Genomic DNA, 21,987 nt, shown 5'->3' on the forward strand with positions numbered 1-21,987 from the left:
TCGCCAAGAACTCTTTGCGAAGAAGTCTTTGCAAAGAACTGTTGGGAGTCTAGGGTGCGCCCCATGAGCGCATCGAACGTGAGTACATCGAGCGGTGAGCCCGAGGGACCCGCCGGGGCGGGGCCCGACCCGGAGTCGGTCGTCCTGGACGCCAAGGGGCTGCGCGCCCTGGCCCATCCCCTACGGGTACGGCTCCTCGGACAGCTCCGGAGACACGGACCGTCGACGGCCACCCGGCTCGCGGAGCGGCTGGGCGTCAACTCCGGTACCGCCAGCTACCATGTGCGCCGCCTCGGTGCGGCGGGCTTCGTCGAGGAGGACACGGAGCGCGGCAACGCACGTGAGCGCTGGTGGCGTTCGGTGCACCGGACCACCTCGCTCACCGACTGGGAGCTGGCCGATCGGGAGCCCGAGGCCACGCTCGCGTATCTGCACTCCGTGGCCTCCGGCTACGCCCGGCGCACCCGGCAGGTCCTCGACGGGCTGGACACGATGCCACGCGCCTGGCGGCAGAGCCTGGACATCAGTGACTGGCTGCTGCGGCTCACCCCCGAGGAGGCCACCGCCCTGGGGGAGGAGTTGCAGGCCGTCGTCGACCGTTACCGGCAGGATCTGCCGGGGGCGGCCACCCCCGAGGGCGCCGAGCGGGTCTCGGTGATCCTGCATCTGCTGCCCGAACCGGGCACCGTCGACATCGCGGCCGACGCAGTGGCCGACCCGGCCGGCCCTCCGGACCACGGGAACGGGGACGGGCACGGGGACGGGGACGGGGACGGGGATGAGCCGAGGTGACGGAGCGGACCGCCGACCGCCGCCGTTCCTTACGCCCGCTGGTCGGTGTCCTCGCCGCCCTCGCGGTCTCGGTGACCGCCACACGGATCTCGGCGCTCGCCCTGCCCTGGTTCGTCCTCGTCACCACCGGCAGCCCGACCCGGATGGGGCTGGTCGCGTTCTGCGAGCTGGCCCCCTATGTGCTGGCCATGGCGCTCGCCGGTCCCCTGGTGGACCGGGTGGGTCCGCGTACCGTCTCCTGGGTCATGGACCTCGCCAGCGCGGCGGCGGCGCTGCTCGTTCCGCTGGGGCACGCCCTGGATCTGCTCTCCTTCCCGCTGCTGTTGCTCCTCGTCGCGCTGATCGGTGTGGCGCGCGGCCCCGGTGACCTGGCCAAGGAGGTCATGGTGCCGGAGGCCGCCGAGCGCGCCGGGGTGCCGCTGGAGCGGGCGACCGGACTCTCCGGGGTGGTCGAGAGGCTGGCCGCGACGGTCGGGCCGGTGGCCGGTGGAGTGCTGATCACCCTGACCGGCCCGCTGGCCGGGCTGCTCGTGAACGCCGTCTGCTTCGCCCTCGGGGCGGTGCTCGTCGCACTCGTCCTGCCCCGGCGGATGGGGCGCGCGGCGGCGGACGGGCCTCCGGCACCCGACGCGGCCCCAGGCACGGACCCGGGTACGGGTACGGGTACGGGTACAGGCGCGGACACGGGCGGGCGTCCGGCGGAGGCAGCAGCGGCGGGCTACTGGCGGCAGTTCGCCGAGGGGTGCGCCTTCCTCCGCAGCGACCGGCTGCTGTTCATGATGGTGTCGATGGTGGGTGTCACCAATCTGCTCGACTCGGCGTTCAGCACCGTCCTGCTTCCCCTCTGGGCGGCGGAGAGTGACGGTGGGCCCGCGCTGATCGGGCTGCTGACCGGGGCCTCCGCGGCCTCCGCGATCGGCGGGAGCCTGCTGGCGGCGGTGGTCGCGCACCGGCTGCCCCGACGGGTGGTGCTCTTCACCGCCTTTCTGCTCGCCGGGGCGCCGAGGTTTCTGATCCTCACTGCCGACGGGGCGCCGACCGGCGCGGTTCTCACCGTGTTCGTGGTCAGTGGCTTCGGCGCGGGCTTCCTCAATCCGATCCTCAGCGCGGTCTGGTTCGAACGGGTGCCGCGCCGGATGCTGGGCCGGGTCAACGCGCTGGGGGACGCGGTGGCCTGGGCGGGCATGCCTCTCGGCGGGCTGCTCGCGGGAGCGGTGGTGACGGCGGCGGGGCTGCTGCCGGTGCTGGTGGTGAGCGGGGTGCTGTATGTCCTGACGACCAGTCTGACCGGGCTGCGGCCGGAGTGGCGCGCGATCGACCGTTCACCCGCTGCCGCCGCGTCCGGGGGGAGCGCCGCCCCTGCGGCACCGGACTGACGCAGGGTGCTCCGGCCCGGCCCCGCCGCATTCCGCTTCGCCGTCCGTTCCCGCTCGTTCCGCTCCGCTCCGCTCATTCCGCTCCGCTCATTCCGTTCGGCTCGTTCCGTTCGGCTCGTTCCGGTGCGTTCCGTTCGCTTCCGTTGCAGGAAGGAGGCCCGCAGGCGGGCCGCCTGCGGGCCTCCTCCACCCCTCGCGCGTCGGGGTCCGTGATCGCTGGAGATCGCTGGATGTCGCTAGATACGGACCTGGCTCGCCGGGGCTCCGACGCCGGAGGCGATCGTGCCGAGGGCGGACCATCCGCCGCTCAGCTCGCCGCCGTTGTTGAACCAGGCCCGTACGGAGCCATCGGCGGCCAGGGCCAGATGGTCCGCGCGGCCGTCGCCGTTGACCTCGGCGAAGAGGACCTGACCGCCGCTCGCGCCGACGGTGGGGGCGTAGACGCCCTGCGGGGACCAGCCCCCGTTGCCGTTGCCACCGTTGTTGAACCAGGCGCGCACCGAACCGTTCGCGTCCACGATCAGATAGTCCGCACGGCCGTCGGCGTTCAGATCAGCCAACCGCACCTGGTCGCCCGTGGCGCCGGTGACACCGGAGGCGAGGGTGGTGCCGCTGCCCCAGCCGCCGTTGCCGTTGCCGCCCTGGTTGAGCCAGGCGCGGACCGAACCGTCGGCGGCGACCGCCAGATAGTCCGCGCGCCCGTCCGCGTTGACGTCGGCGAACCGCACCTGGGCGCCGGTCACACCGGAGACACCGGAGGCGTAGAGACCCAGCGGGGTCCAACCGCCACTGCCGTCACCGCCCTCGTTCAGCCAGGCGCGCACCGAACCGTTCGCGTCCACGATCAGATAGTCCGCGCGGCCGTCGGCGTTCAGATCCGCGAACCGCACCTGGTCGCCCGTGGCGCCCACGCCCGCGGTGAGCTGTCCGGCCTCCGTCCAGCCGCCCGCCGGGGCGGCGCTGTTGTTGAGCCAGGCCCGGACCGCGCCGTTCGCGTCGACGACCAGGTAGTCGTCCCGGCGGTCGGCGTCGACGTCCGCGAACAGCACCCGTCCGGCGGGGGCACCGACGCCGGTCGCGATGGTTCCGGCCGAGGTCCAGCCGCCACCGCCCACGCCGGTGCCGTCGCCGCCGTTGTTCAGCCAGGCGCGCACCGCCCCGTTGGCCTCGACGACCACATAGTCGGCGCGCCGGTCGGCGTTCAGGTCGGCGAACCGCACCGAGGAGCCGGGCACGCCGACGCCGGAGGCGATCTGTCCGGCGGCGTTCCAGCCCGCGACGCCGGTGCCACCCTTGTTGAGCCAGGCCCGGACCGCGCTGTTGGCGTCGACCACGACATAGTCGGCGTAGCCGTCGGCGTTGACGTCGGCGAAGCGCACCTGCTCGGCGGGGACACCGACACCGGTCGCGATGAGACCGGCCTCCGTCCAGCCCGCGACGCCGGTACCGCCCTGGTTCAGCCAGGCCCGGACCGCGCCCCGGGTGTCGACGGTGGTGTAGTCGGCGTAGCCGTCGCCGTTGAGGTCCGCGAAGCGCACCTGCTCGGCGGGGACACCGACACCCGTGGCGATCTGTCCGGCGGCGTTCCAGCCCGCGACGCCGGTACCGCCCTTGTTGAGCCAGGCCCGGACGGCGCCGTTCGCGTCGAGCGCCAGATAGTCGGCGTAGCCGTCGGCGTTGAGGTCGGCGAACCGTATCCGCCCGCCGGGGACACCGACGCCGGTGGCGACGGTCCCGGCCGAGGTCCAGCCGCCGCGGCCGTCGCCGCCCTTGTTGAGCCAGGCGCGCACGGCCCCGTTGGCCTCGACGACGAGGTAGTCGGCGCGGCGGTCGGCGTTCAGGTCGACCTGGTAGTCACCGAAACCGGAACGGGGCGGGGCGGGGCGGACGACCACCTCGGGGCTGATCGAGCCCGCGCGCGCGGCCCGTTCGATCCCGCCGTAGAACGCGTCGGCCATCTTGACGTAGCCGGCGTCGTTCGGGTGCAGCCGGTCCCTCAGATCGGCCGTGGTCAGCGCCGACATGGAGACCTGCTCCACCTTGTGCCCGACGGCCCGGCGCTCGGCGACGATCCGGGGGATCTGCGTGTTGTACGCGTTGACGCGTGCCTGTACGGCCGGTGAGGTGGAGGGCACCAGCGTTGCGACGATCACGGTGGTGGCCGGGGACGCGGCGATGATCTGGTCGATCAGCCCGGCCAGCCGGGCCGGGGCGGTGGCGACCTGGTGGTCGCGGTCCATGTCGTTGGTGCCGATGTGCAGCAGGACGACATTGGGCCGGGCGGCGGCCATCCAGGTGTCGATGTTCGCGGAAAGCCCCTCGATCAGCCAGCCGGAGTGGCCCTCGTGGTCGGTGTCCGGGAGCTGTCCGTGTTTCTGCGAGCCCACGAAGTCCAGCGCCGGGGTGCGGGCGGCGAGCCGCGGATGGAGCGCGGCGCGGTAACTGGAGCGGGTGGAGCTGCCCGCGCCCTCGGTGATCGAGTCACCGAGCGGCATCACGGTGAGCCGCGGCACCGTCCAGTTGCCGCCCTGGAGGTCGGGGACGCCGCCGTAGCCCGGGGTGTCACCGTGGTAGGTGTACGTGTTGAGCGCGTCGACGGCGCTCATCGGGTCACCGGTCTGATAGCGGTCGACGGCGAGGAAGTTCGGCTTCTTGCGGGCGGCGGGCGAGCAGAACCGCTGGGCGCGGTCGAGCGCCTTCTGGTTGTCGATGCCGGAGGTGATGTCGCCCGCCGCGTCCCGGAAGTGGTTCATGACGAACAGCCGGCGGAACTTGCTCTCCTCGCGGGAGAGGGGCACATTGCCCCAGCGGCTGTAGCAGCTCCAGTTCGAGTTGCCGATACCGGCGCCCATGGACCAGTAGTTCTCGGCCGTCCAGTCCCGTCCGAACGCGAAGCCGAGCCGGTTCTTGTCGGCGTCGTTCACATCGCTGAACAGCAGCAGCCGCTTGTTCTCGGCGATCATCCGGGAGACCTTGGGCCAGCCCCGCTCCGCCACCTTCCAGGGCTCCGCGTCCGGGTCGAACACCAGGCCGTGGAGCTGGCCGCCGGGGCCGAGATCGTCCCCGACCTCGGCGTTCAGCTCGTTGTAGCTGGACTCGTCCTGGACGAAGACCGTCACGATCTCACGCGGGTTGGCCTTCAGGAAGTCGGCGATGGCTCCGAAGACGTCCGACATGGGCTGGGAGGTCGGCAGACAGGCCCCGTGGCACATCCGGACCCGGCCGTTGAAGTCGTACGCGTCGAGCATCAGCGCCCGTACCCCGTTGTCGAGCTGGGTCCGGATGGAGTTGGGCTGGCTGGGCATCGGCGCGGCGCCGTTGGCGTCGTCCTGGTTGTAGAAGGCGTTGTGGGTGGTGAGAAAGGTGAGCTGGTCGAACGTCGGGTCCTCGGGCATATGGCCGCGCGCCGGGAGGATCGGCGTGATGTACCAGGTGGTGTACGCGATGTGGTCGTGGTACGCCTGCCATGCCTCCCGGGCCTGGAGCTTCTCGGGGGTCTGCGGCTCGGAGTGGGCGTCCGCCTCCGTCATCGCGGGTCGCGTCCGCGCGTTCTCGAAGGTCACGGGCCCGCCCTCGTGCGCGCTCCGCAGGAACTCCTGCGTCCCCGGCACACTGATGCGGTACCGCTCCCCCGCCTCCCGCTGGACGGTCCAGTCGGTGGCCGCCGCCGCGCAGTCGCGGACGGCGAGGCGCGCGCCCTCGGGTTCGGAGATCCGGGCCATGCACTGGTTGTCCCGGGTCGGGTTCCTGACCTTGAACGTGCCTGAGGCGGACGCCTCGAAGGACCACTGCTGGTGGTCCTCGTCGCCCTTGGGTCGGTGGGTGTTCAACAGCGGGGGTCCGGCCGAGATCTTGTATCCGCCGCCGACGCTCTGGAGGTAGAAGAGTCCGTCGGTGGGCGGGCCACCGCCCACGGGGGCGGCGGCGGGACGCGGCGCGGCGGTCGGCTGCGCGGCGCCGGGCTGAGCTGCGGTCGGCTGCGCGGCTGTCGTCGGCCGGGCCGCTGTGGGGTGGGCCGCTGTGCGGTGGGCTGTCGGCTGGGCCGCGGCGCTCACCGTTCCGGCGGCGAGCGCCCCGGTCACCAGGGCGACGACGAGCGCGCGGAGGCCGCGCCGTGCGGAGGCCGCCTGCCGGGGCGCGGGCGGGTGCTGCCGCGTGCCCTGGTGCTGCCGCGGGTCCTGGTGCTGTGGCTCGGACCCGTGCGCTGCGGCCGTGAACGCCGCGGGTCTCTGGGGCACGGTCCACCGCTGTCGCGGTGTTCCCGGATCTCGTCTCATCGAACGCCCTTTGGCTGGGGGGTGGTCATGTCGCCCAAGGTCTATGCCCCGCACACCTGTACAGTCCACCGCGCCCGACGAACTGTCCCGACCTGCGAAAAAGGTACCCACGCCCGGGACACCCCCACCCATGCGACCGAGCCGCCCGCCCGCGCGTCGGCGAGCGGCGCAGGACCCGGAGCGCGTGTTCGCGCAGTGCAAGCGTCCCGTCCAGCGGAGCGCAAGACCCGGTCAACAGAATCGGGGCTCAGAGTTTCGTGACTCACAGTTGCGCCGAACACACCGTCTCCGTTCCGCGCAGCCCGCATCAAGCCCGGGACCACACACCGTTCGAAGGAGGGCCGCTGTGGTACCACCCGTGGAGGAACACGTCACCACCGAGAAAGCCATGACCGAGAAAGACCTTTCTGGGAAAGGTCTTTCCGAGAAAGTCGTCTTCATCGTCGGTGACCATCTGGCGGGCAGTTCTCCCTCCCCTCATCTGATGTCCCTGTCCCAGCTCCTCTCCGGCCTGCGGGACGGGCAGGTGCGCGAGCCCTGGCCGACCCTGGTACCGGGCCAGGGCATCGAACAGTACGAACGAGGAATCGTCCGCGGTGAGCTGCGTCGACTCGGGCTGCCGGAGTCGATCCTCCTGGATATCCCGATGCCCGAGTTACTGGGCCACTCCGAGGTGCACAAGCACAATCCGGAGAATGTGCTCGTCGCGGGATTGCACCGGGTCGACGAGAATCTTTTCCGGGCGTCCTTCCGGATTTCCGACCGGCAGGAGATGGTCCTCGACCACGCGCCCAGCGCCCATGTGGCCGGCATGGTGATCACCGAACTGGTCCGGCAGATGTCACTGGCGGTCGGCGAGCGGTATCTGCTGCGCCCCACCGGGGTCTCCCGCCGGTTCATCCTCAACTCGCTGCAAACATCGTTCAGCAAATTCCTCCTCCCCCTCCCCGCCCTGATCGAGTACCGCGCGGAGAACCTGGTGCGGAAGGGGCCGGACTGGCTGCGCTTCCAAGGCCACTGCGATGTGGTGCAGGCGGGTGTCACCGCCGCGTCGGGCTCGATGGACATGGTCGTGATGGACGAGAGGCGGGCCGCCCGGATCGAGAAGAGGCAGTTCCTTGAGGTGATGCCGCTGCTCACCGATCTCCACCGGTTCCCGGTTCCGCTCCCACACCCACTCCCGCACTCGGCCCCGGCCCCGCACCCGGTTCCGGTTCCGGTTCCGGTTCCGCACCCGGCTCATTCCCCGGAAGGCGTCCATGCACTGGATTCTGCGTAAATATCCGCTCGTCATTCTTGGCGTCTGTGTGGCGGCGACCGCGACCGCGGTGCTGCGCGGGGTGCTCGACTGGTCCAACCCCTGGCAACGCGTGGCCGTGGTGCTCGCCGGGCTGCATCTGCTGTGGCTGCTGCTGGAGACCTGGACGACGGTCCGCAGTTCGACGTCCACGGAGACCGCCACCGACCGCGGCACCATCTATGTGTACGCCACCGCACGCGCGGCCACCGTCGCCGCCGCCTGTCTGCTGCCCGCCGACAACCAGACCTACCACCCCTGGATGCTCGCGGTGCCGGTGGTCTTCGCCGCCGCCGTGGCCGTGCGGCTGTCCGCGATCCGCACCCTCGGCCGCTTCTACTCGCACCGGGTGCGCGCCCTCGACGACCACCGGATCGTCCGCACGGGCCCGTACCGCTGGGTGCGGCACCCGGCGTATCTCGGCATGGCGCTGGCCCATGTGGTGTTCGTGCTCTTCTTCCTCAACACCGTCAGCGCGGCGGCGCTGATGGTCCTGCTCCCGACGCTCGTGGTGCGCATCCTCGTCGAGGAGCGGATGCTGCTCCGCCTTCCCGGTTACTCCGACTATGCGGCGTCCCACCGCCGCATCATCCCCTGGGTGTGGTGAAACGCTCCGTGAAACTCCCCTTCACACGGAAACTCCCCTTCACACGCTCCCGGCCCGCGGCCGTCGTGCGCGGGCGGGCGCTGCTGAACGCGTCGGCGGTGGGTCCCAAGTTCGCGCGGCAGGCGCGGATGGCCGGGGCCGGACTGCCCGTACCCCGCTTCTTCTGTCTGTCGGCGACGGTGTTCACCCGCGTCCTGCGCCCGGTGCGCGCCGAGATCGACGCCCTGCTGGACCGGCTGGACCCGGCGGACGCCTCGTCGGTCGAGGAGACGGCGGCGGCGCTCAGAGAACTGGTCCTGCGGGCGCCGGTGCCCGAGGATGTGGAACGCCTTCTGTACCGGACCTTCGACCAGGAGTTCGGGGCCGACGCCGTGGTCTCGGTCCGCTCCTCGGTCGTCGGGACGGCGGGCCAGCAGGGCGAGGACTCGGCGGACGACGCGTTCGCCGGTATCAGTGACAGCTTTCTCTATGTGACCCGGGCCGAGCTGCTGGACCGGGTGAAGCAGTGCTGGGCCTCGGGCTTCGGCTCGCAGGCACTCCTGTACCGGGCCGCCCGGGGCAGCGCGCAGCGGGGGTTCGCGGTCGCTGTCGGCGTTCAGCGGATGAGATTCGGCCAGCGGTCCTTCGTGCTGTTCACCTGCGATCCGCTGACGGGTGCCCGCGATCGGGTGCTCGCCGCCGGTCTGGGAATCGGCGAAGGGGTGGTCCAGGAGAAGGTCCCCGTCGACCACTACTTCATCTCGCGCCGCGATGACACCGTACGCGCGGTCATCGCGCACAAGACGGAGCGCATGACAGAGCCCGGGCCAGTACCCGAGGCGGAGCCCGGGACGGAACGCGGGACGGAATGTGGGTCGGGACGCAAAACGGAACGCGCGACAGAGCATGCGGCAGAACGCGCGGCGGCGCCCGGGACGGAACGCATGGCCGACGGCCCCCGTCTGTCGGCGGTGCCCGAGGAGCTGCGCGACCTGCCGGCGCTGACGGACGAGCAGATCCGCCAGGTGGTCGCGGCGGGCGACCGGATCGAGAAGCTGTTCGGCCGCCCGCAGGACATCGAGGGAACGTTCACCGCCGACGGCGCCCTGCATCTGCTCCAGGCCCGTCCGGTCGTGCTCGAACTCGACCGCCAGCGGCTGTGGAGCAACGCCAACATCACCGAGAGCTACCCCGGCGTCACCACCGCCCTGACCTACTCCTTCGCCCAGCACTTCTACCGCGAGGACTTCCACGACTTCTACCGCAAGCTCGGCGTCCCGCGCGATCTGCTCGACCGGCACGAGAACGAGCTGAGGGGAATGATCGGGCTGCTGCGCGGCCGGGTCTACTACTCGCTCAGCGCCTGGTACGTCCTGCACGGCCTCAGCAGGACCTTCCCGCTGTGGCGGAACAGCTTCGAGCGCATGATGGGCATGTCCCCGTCGGTCACCCATATCGCGCCCACCCCCCTGCTGAAACCGGCCGACCGCCTGCCCGCCACCGCGGCGGCCCTGCTGCGTCTCGCGGTGCGCTGGGCCCTTCACGTCCCGGCGGCCCGGCGGTTCGAACGGTGGTGGCACGGGACCATCACCGAGCACCGGAGGGCCGCCGCCACCGCCGACCCGCTCCAGCTCGTCCAGTTGATGCGGTCGCTGTGGCGCGAGGCGGGCAGCCACTGGGGCATCACCCTGGTCAACGACATCCTGCTCCAGATCCACGAGACACTGGCGCTGCGGCTGTTCGAACGCTGGCTGCCGGACGCCGACCCCGGCCTCCACAGCGATCTGCTGTGCGGCGGCGACGAGAACCGCAGCGTCGTGATCCTGATGTCGGTCATCGACATCGCCGAACGGGTGCGCGCCACCCCGGAGCTGCTGGACGCCCTCGCCACCAAACCCGTCGAGGAGGTCTGGCGGGACGTCGACAGCGGCGCCTACGGCACGGAACTCGCCAACCGGCTGCGCACCCATGGGGACCTGCACGGCGACCGGGGCCTCCAGGAGCTGAAGCTCGAAGTCCTGCTGCCGCGCGACCAGCCCTCGCAGCTCCTGCACATGGCGGCGGAGTACGCGCGCGGCGATGTCACCCGGACGATGCTGCGCACCCGCGAGACCGGCATCCGCGACGCCGCCGAGGAACGGCTGCGGGCGCTGCTCGCCCGCCGTCCGCTGCGCCGCAGGGTCCTGCGCGCCCTGGTCGCCGGGCAGCGCCGGTACGTCGACATCCGCGAGAACACCCGTTACAACCGCAGTGAACTGTTCAGTTTCGGCCGCTCCGTCTATCGCAGGCTCGGCGCCGATCTGGCGGCCCGCGGCCTCCTGGACTCCGCCGACGACGTGGTCCATCTGACCGAGGAGGAGATCCTCGGCACCTACGACGGCACCGCGGTCACCGACGATCTGCGCGGCCTGGTGGCGGTGCGCGGCGCCGAGTACCGGGCCAGGGGCGCCGAGCTGCCGATGGACTTCGTCACCATGGGCCCCGTCCTGGACGGGCTGCCGGAGCCCGCGTCCGGCACCGTCGGCGAGGGCACGCTGTACGGGCTGGGGTCCAGCAGCGGAGTGGTACGGGGCACCGCGCGCGTCGTGGTCGACCCGCACGAGCTGCGCGAACCCGGCGAGGGCATGATCCTCGTGGCCCGGGAGACCGACCCCGGCTGGCTGTTCCTGATGCTGTCGGCCCGCGGCATCGTGGTGGAGCGCGGCACCCTGCTGTCCCACACCGCCATCACCGGACGCAAGTTCGGCATCCCGACCATTGTCGCGCTCCAGCACGCGACGACCCGTATCCCGGACGGCGCCCGCGTCGAGATCGACGGCGCGGCCGGCACCGTGACCATCCTTGCAGAGGACAGCGCATGACCTCCCCCACGACGGACCCGACGCTCCACCCGCCCGCGCACCGGGGGCCCGTCTCCCTGGCCCGCAGCGTGCCACGGCTGTCCGCCTTCTTCGCCGAACGGGCACCGGCCCGGGTCTATGTGACCTACGCGGTCCTGTGGGTACTGGCCCTCCAGGGCACCCTGGCGGTGCTCAACCCCGCGGCCGGCTGGCGGCTCGGCGCCCCGCTCCTCGCGGAGATCGTCTCCGTCTATCTGGCACTGCTGTTCATCCGGGTCGTGGACGAGCAGAAGGACCTGGAGTACGACCGGCGGTACAACCCGGACCGGCCGCTGCCCCGCGGGGCGATCGACGTCGCGGAACTGCGCGCGGTCATGGCGCTGATCGTCGTCGCGCAGCTCGCGCTGAACGCCTGGTTCTCCTGGCCGCTGGCCCTGCTGATGGCGGTGGACCTCGCCTATATCTGCTTCCTCGTCCGGTTGGAGCGCTGGTCGGCGGTGGTCCGGGAGCGGATCTTCGTCAATCTGCTGGTGAGCTACCCGGTGCAGGCACTGCTCAGTGTGCATGTCTGGCTCGCGTTCCGGGAGGCCACCGGTACCGGACCGGCGACGGACGCGCTGCTCGCGGCCGTGCTGTGCGCCTGCACGTTCATGCACTACGAGTTCGCCCGCAAGACCGGCGCGCGGAAGGTGCCCGGCGCCACCCTCTACTCGAACGCCGTCGGCCTGCGCGCCTCGGTCGCCCTCACCGTCGGTTGCGCGGTGGCGGCCCTCGGGATCGCGCTCGCGGTGATCCGCCCCTGGGAGCTGAACGGGGCCGCCGCGCTGGCGGGATGGCTGCCGCTGACGGCGTTCGGCTTCATCTGGGGCGGGGCCGAACGGTTCACGGGCCGACGCACACCGACCTGGCCGCCCGGTCCTGCCATGGGCTTTCTGGCCTGGTGCTATCTCGGGGTGTTCGTGGCCGCGCTCGCGGTGGTCCGGCCCGGCGTGGGGGGATGAGCGCGATGCGACGACGCCCGCGGAGGGCGCCGGGACCGGGGGCGCGCCACCGGGACGGCCCGGCGCCGGGGGCCGGGACCGTGTACGGCATCGGCGCCGCGCCCGGTGCCGGGACCGCGACCGTCCACGAGATCGGGAGCGGGCACGAGACAGGGAGCGTGCACGGCGTCGGCGCGGCGACCGTGCCCGAGGTCCGGAACGGGGCCGAGGTCGGGAGCGGGCACGAGGTCGGGAGCGTGCACGAGGTCGGGAGCGTGCACGAGGTCGGGAGCGTGCACGAGGTCGGGAGCGGGGCGCTGCCCCCGACCTACCGCGAGGTCCGGCTGGCCGCCCGGCCCGGTCGGGACCCCCGTCCGGAGCACTTCGAGATCGTGCGGGCGCCGTTGCGGCCCCCGGCGGCGGGGCAGGTGCTGGTGCGCAATCTGGTGCTGCGCATCGGGGCCGCCACCCGCACCCTGATGGCGGACGAGCAGGTTCTGCCGATGGCCCCGTACCAGCCGGGGCAACCACTGCGCGGCACCGCCCTCGGTGCGGTGATCGCCGCCCCCGGCACCTCCCTCCGCAGCGGTGACCTGGTCCGTCATGACCTCGGCTGGCAGCAGTACGCCCTGCTGCCCGCCGCGCAGGTCCGGCGTGTCGACCCGGCCCGCTGGCCCGACCCCGCGGCCTGTCTCTCCCAGGGGTTCGTCGGCTGGCTGGCGGTGGACCGGGCCGCCCGGATCGAGCCCGGCGACACCGTGCTGGTGACCGGCGCGGCGGGCGGAGTCGGCTGTATCGCGGGGCAGTTCGCCCGGCTGCGCGGTGCGGGCAGGCTGATCGGCACCACCGGCTCCCGCTGGAAGGCCGACCATCTGACGGACCGGCTGGGCTTCGACACCGTGCTGGTCCGCGGCGAGGGACCGATCGAGGACCAGCTCCGCGCGGCGGCCCCGGACGGGGTCGACGTCCTGGTGGACACGGTGGGCGGCGAGCAGTTCCGGGCCGCGCTGGCCCTGGCCCGCAGGCGCGCCAGGCTCGTCGTGGTGGGAGCCCTCGCCGGTCAGGCCGGTGGCGGCACGCGCACCGTGACCGCCCTCGACACCCTGGCGCTCTGCTCCCGGGGCATCACGGTGAGCGGTCTCTCGGCCGCCGACCACGGCGCGGACGTCGAACGCTGGGAGGAGGAGTTCAGCGCCGGTCTCCGCACGGGCCTGCTCACGTTCCCCCATGTCCGGCTGACCGGCATCGACCGGGCCCCCGCCGCCCTGCGCGATCTGCTGGCGGGCCGCCACCTCGGCACGGTACTGGTGGAACCGACCTGAGCCCCGGACCGACCCGCCCACCACCCGCACCACCGCACGCCCACGCACCAGCGGACCACCCGCCACGCGAGCCGCCCGCGCCACTGGACCACCCGCACCGCCCGCACCCCCCACGACCACGCGAACCGCCCGCGACCACGCGCAAGGAAGGACCCGCAAGCATGGAGCAGCCGACCACGGAGGAGATCGTCGACCTCTACGCCCAGGACGAGGTACCCGGCCGGGTGACCGGCACCGAGTCCCGGAGCACGGTGCGAGCGCGGAACCTGCCGCACGCGGCCGTGAAGATCCTGCTCCGCGACGCCGCCGACCGGGTGTACGTGCACCGGCGCACCGAGAGCAAGGATCTCTACCCCGGCCTCATCGACGTCTGGATCGGCGGAGTGATCACCGCCGGAGAGGTCCCGCTCCCCGCCGCCGAGCGGGAGCTGGCCGAGGAGCTGGGCCTGCGCGGCTGTGCGCTCAGCCCGGTCGCACGCCGCTGGTACACCGACGCGCACACCAACTACCTGGCCCATCTGTACGAGACGCGCCACGACCCGGACGTCCACGGCCCGATCGTCCACCAGCGGTCCGAGATCGCCGACGGCTGGTGGCTCCCCTGGCACGAGCTGATGACCCGGCTGAACGACCCCGACTGGCCCTTCGTTCCCGATGGACGGTCGCACCTGACCCACTACGCGCACGGGGGACGCCCTCGCTCGGCGGCGCCGTCGCCGCCGCTCGGATGACCCGCGGGTCCGCCGCTCCGCCCCCGGGCACCGGACTCGCGCGAGGTGGGAGGGCCGGGGCCGGATGGCCCAACCCGGTCCCGCCGCACGCGCCGTACCCCCCGGACGGCGGCGCACCCGCCCCCCGGCGCCGTACGGTGACCGCATGGCCGGTCCACCTCGTCGCACCGCCCGTGCGGGGCACCCGGCCCGGCCGGGACACGGCGGCGTGCGTCCCGGATACCGGGCCGCGGCCCTCGTCTTCGCCGTGGGGATGGCCGGGGCGACCCTGCCCACGCCGCTCTACGGGCTCTACCGTGCCGAGCTGGGCTTCTCCGAACTGACGGTGACCCTTGTCTTCGCCGTCTACGGCCTCTCCGTCATCGGCACCCTGCTGTTCGCGGGCGACCTCTCCGACCGGTTCGGCCGCCGCCCCGTCCTGCTGCTCGCCCTGGGCTGCTCGGCGGCGAGCGACCTGTGCTTCCTGCTGGAGGGCGGACTGCCGCTCCTGTACGCCGGACGGGCGGCCTCCGGCGTCTCCGCCGGGCTGCTCAGCGGCGCCGCGACCGCCGCCGTACTCGAACTCGCGCCGCCCGGCGGGGAGAAGCGCGCCGGATTCGCCGCGACCGCCGCGAACATGGGCGGCCTCGGCTGCGGACCGCTGCTCGCGGGGGTGCTCGCCCAGTACGCCCCGGCGCCGCTGCGGACCCCGTTCCTCGCCCATCTGGCGCTGCTCGCCCTTGTCGTGCCCCTCGCCGCCGCCCTGCCGGAGACCGTGGACCGCGCCCGCCGCACGGACCGCGCCCGCCCGGACCACCGGCGGCAGGACCGCCGACGGGAACGCCGCCCGCGTGAACGGCCCCGGAGCGTGGCGGTGCCCCCGGGCGTACGGGGCGTCTTCGTCCCCGCCGCGACCGCCGCGTTCACCGGTTTCGCGCTGCTCGGCCTCTTCACCGCCGTCGCCCCCGCCTTCCTCTCCGAGACGCTGGGCGAACGCAACCACGCGGTGACGGGGGCCGTGGTCTTCTCCGTCTTCCTCGCCTCGACCCTGGGACAGTCGCTGACCGGCCGACTGGGGGTACGGCGTGCCCTGCCCACCGGGTGTCTCGTCCTCGTCGCCGGGCTGCTCCTGGTGGGCGGCTCCCTCGCGGCCGAATCGCTGCCCCTGCTCCTCGCGGGCGCGCTCATCGGCGGCTTCGGCCAGGGGCTCGCCTTCCGGGCGGCCCTCACCTCGGTCGGCTCCGCCGCCCCGCCCGCCCACCGGGCCGCCACCATCTCGGCCTTCTTCGTCGTCGCCTACGTCGGCATCTCGCTGCCGATCGTGGGCGTCGGCGCCCTCTCGCTCCCTCTCGGCCTGCGCGACGCGGGCATGCTCTTCACCGCCGTTTTCACCGTGGCCGCCCTGACGGTCGCCCTGCTGCTCGCCCGCGCGCCCCGCGCCGGGAAGGAGTGACCGGGAGGCCCACAGGTCCAGGACCGCCCCGGCCCCCGTCCCTTCCGGCTGCGACGGCACCGGCGATCCCCGGATGCCGTCACCGAGCGCGGGCCGGGGAGCCGGGTGCTGTCAGATGCCGAACTCCGCCGAGGACAGGCCGAGGGTCGTGCACGCCTCGCGCAGGATCTGCTCCTCGGCCGGGGTGATCCAGCCGTCGGCCCCGGCTATGACGATGCCGGTCTGGATGACGGCACGGGCCTCGGCGGGCTTCTTGGCCACCTTGGCCACCTCCTGGAACGCCTCCGTCCGGCCCCGGGCGAAGTCGGTCATCAGCAGGTCGACATGTTTGCCGAACCGGCTGCGGAGCTGGTCCGCCGGGAAGTTCTGGAGCACGCTGTTCGACGTGATCTGCGACTCGACGTGCTGTCGCTCGCTCGGGTCCACATGCCCGTCGGCAGCGGCCACCAGGGCGCACAGCGCCATGCTGGCGTCACGGAACGCCCCGCTCTTCAGCTCGGTCTTGAGCGAGTCGAGCTGCGTCTTGAGCAGGCCGACGAGCTGGTCCTTGGGGCCGCCCTTCCCGGCCGCCCCGCCCGGGGCGCCCGGGGCGCCGCCCATCGCGCCCGGCCCCGCGTGCCCGGTATGTCCACCGTGCCCGCCGTGCCCGCTGTGTCCATGGCCCGAGCCGGCTCCCCCCTGCATCTGCTGCTGGAGAGCCTTGGCCGCCTGGTCCTTGATCCGGTCCCACATCGCCACTGGTGCCACCTCGGCCTTGCGTATCGTTGCCATTCCCACGGACGCGCTCGGTCACGCGTCAACCAGGAGAACGCACACGGCGCCCGGCTGGTTCCGCACCACGGCGACGGCGTGATCCGATCCTGCATCCGATCCTGGCCCGGCCCTGATCCAGCCCAGATCCGGCCCTGATCCAGCCCAGATCCGATCCGCCGTGGCGTGCCGGTGTGCCAACGGGTGGACTCGGGGCGGCCGGGGCACACGGGCGGTCGGTAGGATCGCGAGGTCCAGCCGCAGCACTCGTCAGGAGGAATCTGTTCATGTCCAAGGTCACGCTGAAGGGCAACCCCGTCACCGTCGGCGGCACCCTGCCGGAGAAGGGCTCCGCCGCCCCCGCGTTCACGCTGGTCGGCGCGGGGCTCGCGGAGCGCTCCCTCGGCGACTGGGACGGTCAGCGCAAGGTGCTCAACATCTTCCCGAGCGTCGACACCCCGACCTGCGCGTCCTCGGTGCGCGAGTTCAACGCGCGGGCCCAGCAGGCCGACAACACCGTGGTGCTGTGCGTCTCCGCCGACCTGCCCTTCGCCCAGGCCCGCTTCTGCGGTGCCGAGGGACTGGAGAACGTCGTCTCCCTGTCCACCTTCCGGAACCCGGGCTTCCTCGCCGACTACGGTGTGGCGCTCGCGGACGGCCCCCTCGCCGGTCTCGCCGCGCGCGCGGTCGTCGTCCTGGACACCGACAACACCGTCCTGCACGTCCAGCTCGTCCCGGAGATCGCCGACGAGCCCGACTACGAGGCCGCCCTCGCCGCGCTCTGAGCCGTACGGCCCACCCGTACACATACGTACGGCCCGGCACCCGGGCCCCGCGGAGGACATCCGCGGGGCCCGGGCGTCACCCATCAGCCCACCGGGCGAACGGAATCGATCGGGCCGGTCTCACCGGGTCAGGCCCGGAGGATGCCGTCGAGGTGGGTCCAGTCGCCCCAGGGGCCGCTCGGATACCGCTGCGCCCGGGTGTAGATCTGGCCGGTGTCGCCGACGCCGAAGATCTGGAGCCGGCCGTCCTTGTTGGTCTCGACCGTCATCTGGGTCAGTCGCCCCCCGAAGGCCCGCCACCCGACCCAGGTCCCTCCCGCCCGCTCCTGGTAGTTGTTGTAGATCTCACCGTCGAAGCCGGTGCCGAAGACCTCCAGCCGGTAGTCGTGGTTCTTGGCCGCCGTGATGTTCGTCAGATGGCCGGGCATCCGCTGCCAGGGCTGCCAGGGGCCGTTGAAGCTGCTCTGCCAGCGGTGCCAGATCTCGCCCAGGGCGTTCACGCCGAAGATCTCGGTCCGGCCGTCCTCGTTGACCACGGCCGACACATGCGCCAGCGTCCCGTCGAACGGGCCCCAGCCGGTCCAGGGGCCACCGAACTGCACCTGCTCACGGCTCCAGATCTCGTGCGTGGCGTTGGTGCCGAAGACCTGAAGGCGGTTGCGGGAGTGCCGGACGGCCGTGAGGGAGTTCAACCGGCCGTCGAACCGGATCCAGGGGGACCACCCGGCCGGGTTCGCGGTGTCCTGCCAGCGGTGCCAGACCTCCCCCGCGGGGTCCACCGCGAACAGCTCGGTGCCGGAGTCCAGTTTGTTCACGGCCGCGATGGACCGCACCGTGCCGTCCAGCCGTCTCCACCCGCCGATCGGGCCGTTCGGCGTGGTCTGCATCCGGTAGTACAGCTCGTCATGGGGAGTGACGCCGTAGAACTCCAGAGACCCGTAGTACGAACGCAGGCTCGTGACGGACGAGCCCCAGTACGACACGGCGCTCCTGGTTCCCGCCGCCGGTGCGGGCGGCACCACCGCCCGCGCGGACGTGCCCTTCCCTGCTGCCGCGGGCGCGGCCATGGCCTGCCCCGTCAGCCCGGAGCCGAGCCCCACGAGGCCCGCTCCGACCGCTCCGGCGGCGAACATCATCCTCCGCCGGTCCATTCCCTGCCGCCCGGTGGACTCCGGTGCGGACGCCGTCGTCCCCCTGCCGATTTCCTCTGGATTACGCACAGTCTCAGCCTGCTTTCCGGTTCGAGAACGGTGGTTCACAGTCCCGGGGCCGCACACAGAGTCGGCTGGTCGTCGTGGATCGCTGAGTACAGAAACAGCGACCCCCATCGCCATCACACCCGCCACACGTGGCGCGTCCCCCCCAAAGCAGCCTCCCCAGGCCGCTGATCAGCAGCGTGACGTGCCGGACGATCACTTGTCGAGCGCTGTTTCTAGCCATAAAACCGGCCAAGGGTTGTCAAGTCGGGTATCTCAGCCTCCGCTTGACCGCCCGTCCACCCCGAGAGCACGGCCGACGAGACCCAGCAGCGCCGCCCAGTGCCGCGCGTCGGCCCCGGCGTCGTACGCGGCGGTGTCCGCCTGGGTGAAGCCGTGCCGCGCGCCCGCGTACACCTCGGTGCGATGGCGGACGCCCGCCTCGGTGAGGGCCTGTTCCAGCCGTTCGATCTGCTCCAGCGGCATGGCCTGGTCCTGGTCGGCGTGGGCGAAGTACACCTCCACCCCCCGGAGCCGGTCGACGAGCAGATGCGGACTGTCGGGTTCGGTCGTGGCGAGCTGCGCGCCGTGGAAACCCGCGACGGCGGCCACCCGGCCGGGGAACGCGGTCGCCGTCCGCAGGGCCAGTCCCGCGCCCATGCAGTAGCCGGTGAGGGCGACGGGGCCGTCCGTCGTCAGCGGGGACTCCGCCAGCCAGCGGAGATACGCGTCCGCGTCGCTCACGACCCGTTCCGGCGTCAGATCCGTCATGAGCGGCATGAGCCGCGAGAAGACCCCCGCGCGCTCATCCGGACCGATGAAGTCCGGCAGCTCGGTCACCGGGGCCCGGCCATGGCGGTGGAGGACGTTGGGAACAAGGACGGCGCAGCCGGAGGCGGCGATCCGGTCGGCCATGTTCCGCGACTGCGGGCGCACCCCGAAGGCGTCCGTGAAGAAGAGGACGGCAGGGTACGGGCCGGGGCCGTCGGGATGGGTCAGATAGGCATCGGCCGTGCCGTCCGGCGTGGGCACGTCCACAGTCGTTCCGCGTACAGAAACCATCGTTCGCACTCCTCCGCACTCCGCACTCCGGGCCGCGGGGCCGCTCGGCCCCTGACTCAGTGACTCAGTGACTCAGTGACTCAGTGACTCACCGTACGCCGGGACCGCATGATCACACGGGCACGACAGGAGGAAAGGCGCGAATGGTACAGAAGAGATGAGTACGAACGCTCAGGCCCGCGCCGCGTCGCACCGCAAGGATGGGGAGCGCCCGGTCCGCACACCTGTTCCCGGAAGGCTCCCATGCTCAGTCGTATCGCCGCTGCCGCCGTCCCCGTGCTCGGACGTCTGACCGTGACCTGCGAGCAGCGGACGGCTCCGGGGCCGGGCACGCTCATCGTCGCCAACCACACCTCCCTCGTGGACCCCGGGGTGGTGCTCGCCGCCCTGCGGGGCATCGGGGTCGAGCCCGTCGTCCTGGCCACCGCCGGTCTGTGGCGCATACCGGTCCTGGGGAGGCTGCTCGACCGCGACGGCCATATCCCGGTCCACCGCAGGACCGCCCGCGCGGCGGACGCGCTGGAGGCGGCGAGGACGGCGCTCACCGAGGGACGGTGTGTCCTGGTGTACGGGGAAGGACGCATTCCGCCCCGCCTGGACGCGGGCGAGGCGGCCCCCGAGCCCTTCCGCACCGGACCGGCGCGGCTGGCGGCGGCCACCGGGGCACAGGTCGTCCCCCTCGGTCAGGCGGGTGCGCGGCGCATCAGCTCGGGGAGCGGGGCGAAGCAGCTCGCCGGGTTCCTCACGGCGCCGGTGCGGCGGCCCCGGGTCCATGTGCATCTGGGGGCGCCGGTGCGGCTGCCCGCCACGCTGCCGGACGCCACCGCGGCGATGCACCGGGCCGTCACCGCCGCCTGGCGCAGCGCCGCCGATCAGCTCGGTGAGCCCGTGGCCCTGGCCTCGTGACGTCCGGGACCTCCCGGCATCGGCAGCGGAGCGACATCAGCGGGAACACCGGAAGGCGGTGACGGCGTCCAGCTCCACCGTCACCGCCCGGCACCTCACACGTCACGCCTCAGACGTCATGCCTCACGCAGAGGCCCGCCACGCGCCCGTCCGTCAGTCGCCGCAGCCACAACTGACACGGACCTGGACATCGTCGACGACCGGCCCCCACGCACCGGCGACGGTGCTCGCGAAGCCGAGCGTGGTCGACGGGCCACCGGCCACGAAGGTCACCTGCCGCCTGATGTAGCCCATGTTGGCCATGGTCTTGCCGGTCGAGTCAAAACTGAAGTCCTGCACGTTCTGACCGTCGATCAGGACCCGGCCCGTCTTGAGGGCCGGACCGCCCCCCGGATTCGCGGCGAGCGCGTAGGTGACCGTGTAGGCCCGCCCCGCCGTCGTGGTGAAGGTCTGCCCGACGGCCCCCGGCTGAGTGCCGTTGAGGTCGACGGACTGGTTGCCTTCGGCGGCCTGCCAGAAACCCGCGCCGATCAGGTCGACCGACCCCGACCCGACCTTCCACGGCCCGAGCGACTGACCGGCCGCCAGGGTCGCGAACGAGTTCACGGGGGCGAGCGGGTACTCGAAGCTCCCGTTGTCGAAACGGCTCAGTGCGGCGGCCGACGGAGCGGCCAGCGCCGTACCCGATCCCGCCGCGAGCATTCCTGCCGCCAGAACGAGCGCTAAGCGACGCGCGACCATGTGTGCCTCCCGAGGGATGAAGTGTGACTCTCGTACGACACGAGCACGATCAGCGTGCCGTGCCGCACAAGCCCTGAGGAGGCGTGCGAACGGCGCGCGGGAGCGCCGGGCAGGGTGCGCGCCAGGCGCGCGCGAAGACGCGCTCCAACAAGCCGGTTGAAGTCCGGAGAGCCGCTGCCACCAGCGGGAACATACCGTTCCGTAGTGTGCTGCGGGGCCGCGCCCCGCCCTCGGTCGCCCAGCGGTCGGGGCGGTCGGGGCGGTCGGGGCGGTCGGGGCGGTCGGGGCGGTCGGGACACCCTGACGGGTGAAACGGAGACCCCCGGGCCGAGGAGGAGTCGGCCCGGGGGCGTGTCGGAAGGCTTCAGCTTCAGGGAGTGTGTCGTTCGAAGACCCTCAGGGCCGCCTCGCTCTCGGCTGCGGGAGGCGACAGCTCGCTCAGTGTGTCCAGGTCGGTGTCCTGCACCAGCTCCGTCTCCCACTCGGCGGCGAGCCGCTCCTGCCGCTCACGCGGCTGCTGCTCGACGGTCTCCCGGTGCTGCGGGCTCAGGGCCTTCAGAAAACGTGTGACGGTGTCGTCCGGCATCGTGCTCTCCTCGATCGCTCGGTCCCGCGGAATCCGACACCAGCATGATCGGAAAGACCGTCCGTTCCGAGCGGCGCCACGACCGGCCAGACCCGAACGGACGGTGTGCGCCCACCCTCATGGCGCGGAGTCGACGGGAGTCGAACGGGAGTGACTTCGTGCCGGGCCCCCGTGTGAGGGCCCGGCACGTTCCCCCGTACGCCTCCAACCATGCCCAAGGGATCGCGCCATGTCGTTGGCACCGGGTGACCGGTTTCTTGTGGTTCAGTGACACCATCTGCCCTGGTGGCCATCAGCCTCGGACGGCCAGCCTCGGTGGCTGCCCCGG

General features: G+C 72.3%; 17 protein-coding genes. 11 read left to right on the forward strand and 6 right to left on the reverse strand.

Annotated elements, in window-relative coordinates; all coding sequences use genetic code 11:
• Positions 1 to 63: 63 nt before the first annotated feature.
• Positions 64 to 792 carry a helix-turn-helix domain-containing protein gene (locus CRV15_RS31990; protein WP_003963306.1) on the forward strand — a complete coding sequence of 243 codons (729 nt, stop codon included), beginning with the start codon at positions 64 to 66 and terminating at the stop codon, positions 790 to 792.
• Positions 789 to 2,168, forward strand: a complete 1,380-nt coding sequence (locus CRV15_RS31995; RefSeq protein ID WP_003963307.1) for an MFS transporter — start codon at positions 789 to 791, stop codon at positions 2,166 to 2,168. The genes CRV15_RS31990 and CRV15_RS31995 overlap by 4 nt, the downstream gene beginning before the upstream one ends.
• 236 nt (positions 2,169 to 2,404) lie before the next feature.
• Here the strand turns inward: CRV15_RS31995 and CRV15_RS32000 are convergent, their stop codons facing one another.
• Positions 2,405 to 6,406 carry an FG-GAP-like repeat-containing protein gene (locus CRV15_RS32000; RefSeq protein WP_009999315.1) on the reverse strand — a complete coding sequence of 1,334 codons (4,002 nt, stop codon included), beginning with the start codon at positions 6,404 to 6,406 and terminating at the stop codon, positions 2,405 to 2,407.
• Between the two features lie 385 nt (positions 6,407 to 6,791).
• Between CRV15_RS32000 and CRV15_RS32005 the strand changes: the two genes are divergently transcribed.
• The 7 genes from CRV15_RS32005 to CRV15_RS32035 all read left to right on the forward strand — a co-directional run bounded on the left by CRV15_RS32005 (position 6,792) and on the right by CRV15_RS32035 (position 15,633).
• On the forward strand, positions 6,792 to 7,724 hold the full coding sequence (locus CRV15_RS32005; protein ID WP_230864307.1) for an AfsA-related hotdog domain-containing protein: 933 nt from the start codon (positions 6,792 to 6,794) through the stop codon (positions 7,722 to 7,724).
• Positions 7,705 to 8,349: a methyltransferase family protein gene (locus tag CRV15_RS32010; RefSeq protein ID WP_003953130.1), complete on the forward strand. Its 645-nt coding sequence runs from the start codon at positions 7,705 to 7,707 to the stop codon at positions 8,347 to 8,349. The genes CRV15_RS32005 and CRV15_RS32010 overlap by 20 nt, the downstream gene beginning before the upstream one ends.
• Positions 8,346 to 11,189, forward strand: a complete 2,844-nt coding sequence (locus CRV15_RS32015) for a PEP/pyruvate-binding domain-containing protein (RefSeq protein WP_003953129.1) — start codon at positions 8,346 to 8,348, stop codon at positions 11,187 to 11,189. Before CRV15_RS32010 ends, CRV15_RS32015 begins: the two co-directional genes overlap by 4 nt.
• A complete protein-coding gene (locus CRV15_RS32020; protein WP_003963309.1) occupies positions 11,186 to 12,169 on the forward strand; it encodes a UbiA prenyltransferase family protein in 984 nt (327 codons plus the stop codon). The genes CRV15_RS32015 and CRV15_RS32020 overlap by 4 nt, the downstream gene beginning before the upstream one ends.
• 5 nt (positions 12,170 to 12,174) lie before the next feature.
• Positions 12,175 to 13,470, forward strand: a complete 1,296-nt coding sequence (locus CRV15_RS32025; RefSeq protein ID WP_306584020.1) for an MDR family NADP-dependent oxidoreductase — start codon at positions 12,175 to 12,177, stop codon at positions 13,468 to 13,470.
• Positions 13,471 to 13,631: 161 nt separating this feature from the next.
• Positions 13,632 to 14,201 (forward strand): NUDIX domain-containing protein, encoded by a 570-nt coding sequence (locus CRV15_RS32030; RefSeq protein WP_003953126.1) that lies wholly within the window; start codon positions 13,632 to 13,634, stop codon positions 14,199 to 14,201.
• 145 nt (positions 14,202 to 14,346) lie between these two features.
• Positions 14,347 to 15,633, forward strand: coding sequence for an MFS transporter (locus tag CRV15_RS32035; protein ID WP_106432069.1), 1,287 nt, complete (start codon positions 14,347 to 14,349; stop codon positions 15,631 to 15,633).
• Positions 15,634 to 15,744: 111 nt separating this feature from the next.
• Here CRV15_RS32035 and CRV15_RS32040 read toward each other — a convergent pair whose 3' ends face one another.
• The gene (locus tag CRV15_RS32040; RefSeq protein WP_003963312.1) at positions 15,745 to 16,404 is read right to left on the reverse strand and encodes a tellurite resistance TerB family protein; all 660 of its coding nucleotides are present in this window, start codon (positions 16,402 to 16,404) and stop codon (positions 15,745 to 15,747) included.
• Between the two features lie 266 nt (positions 16,405 to 16,670).
• Between CRV15_RS32040 and tpx the strand changes: the two genes are divergently transcribed.
• The gene (gene tpx / locus CRV15_RS32045; protein WP_003953123.1) at positions 16,671 to 17,168 is read left to right on the forward strand and encodes a thiol peroxidase; all 498 of its coding nucleotides are present in this window, start codon (positions 16,671 to 16,673) and stop codon (positions 17,166 to 17,168) included.
• Positions 17,169 to 17,296: 128 nt separating this feature from the next.
• On the opposite strand, the gene CRV15_RS32050 is transcribed toward tpx, so the two are convergent.
• Both CRV15_RS32050 and CRV15_RS32055 read right to left on the reverse strand, forming a co-directional pair.
• Positions 17,297 to 18,388, reverse strand: coding sequence for a PLL family lectin (locus tag CRV15_RS32050; protein WP_003953122.1), 1,092 nt, complete (start codon positions 18,386 to 18,388; stop codon positions 17,297 to 17,299).
• 252 nt (positions 18,389 to 18,640) lie between these two features.
• On the reverse strand, positions 18,641 to 19,426 hold the full coding sequence (locus tag CRV15_RS32055; protein WP_003963313.1) for a dienelactone hydrolase family protein: 786 nt from the start codon (positions 19,424 to 19,426) through the stop codon (positions 18,641 to 18,643).
• Positions 19,427 to 19,669: 243 nt separating this feature from the next.
• Here CRV15_RS32055 and CRV15_RS32060 point away from each other — a divergent pair, with 243 nt between their 5' ends.
• The gene (locus CRV15_RS32060; RefSeq protein WP_003963314.1) at positions 19,670 to 20,332 is read left to right on the forward strand and encodes a lysophospholipid acyltransferase family protein; all 663 of its coding nucleotides are present in this window, start codon (positions 19,670 to 19,672) and stop codon (positions 20,330 to 20,332) included.
• A gap of 153 nt (positions 20,333 to 20,485) precedes the next feature.
• On the opposite strand, the gene CRV15_RS32065 is transcribed toward CRV15_RS32060, so the two are convergent.
• Together CRV15_RS32065 and CRV15_RS32070 are read right to left on the reverse strand one after the other, a co-directional pair.
• Positions 20,486 to 21,073, reverse strand: coding sequence for a choice-of-anchor C family protein (locus CRV15_RS32065; RefSeq protein WP_003953119.1), 588 nt, complete (start codon positions 21,071 to 21,073; stop codon positions 20,486 to 20,488).
• A gap of 370 nt (positions 21,074 to 21,443) precedes the next feature.
• On the reverse strand, positions 21,444 to 21,659 hold the full coding sequence (locus CRV15_RS32070) for a hypothetical protein (RefSeq protein ID WP_003953118.1): 216 nt from the start codon (positions 21,657 to 21,659) through the stop codon (positions 21,444 to 21,446).
• Positions 21,660 to 21,987: the final 328 nt, after the last annotated feature.

The organism is Streptomyces clavuligerus (assembly GCF_005519465.1).
Taxonomy (GTDB): Bacteria; Actinomycetota; Actinomycetes; order Streptomycetales; family Streptomycetaceae; genus Streptomyces; species Streptomyces clavuligerus.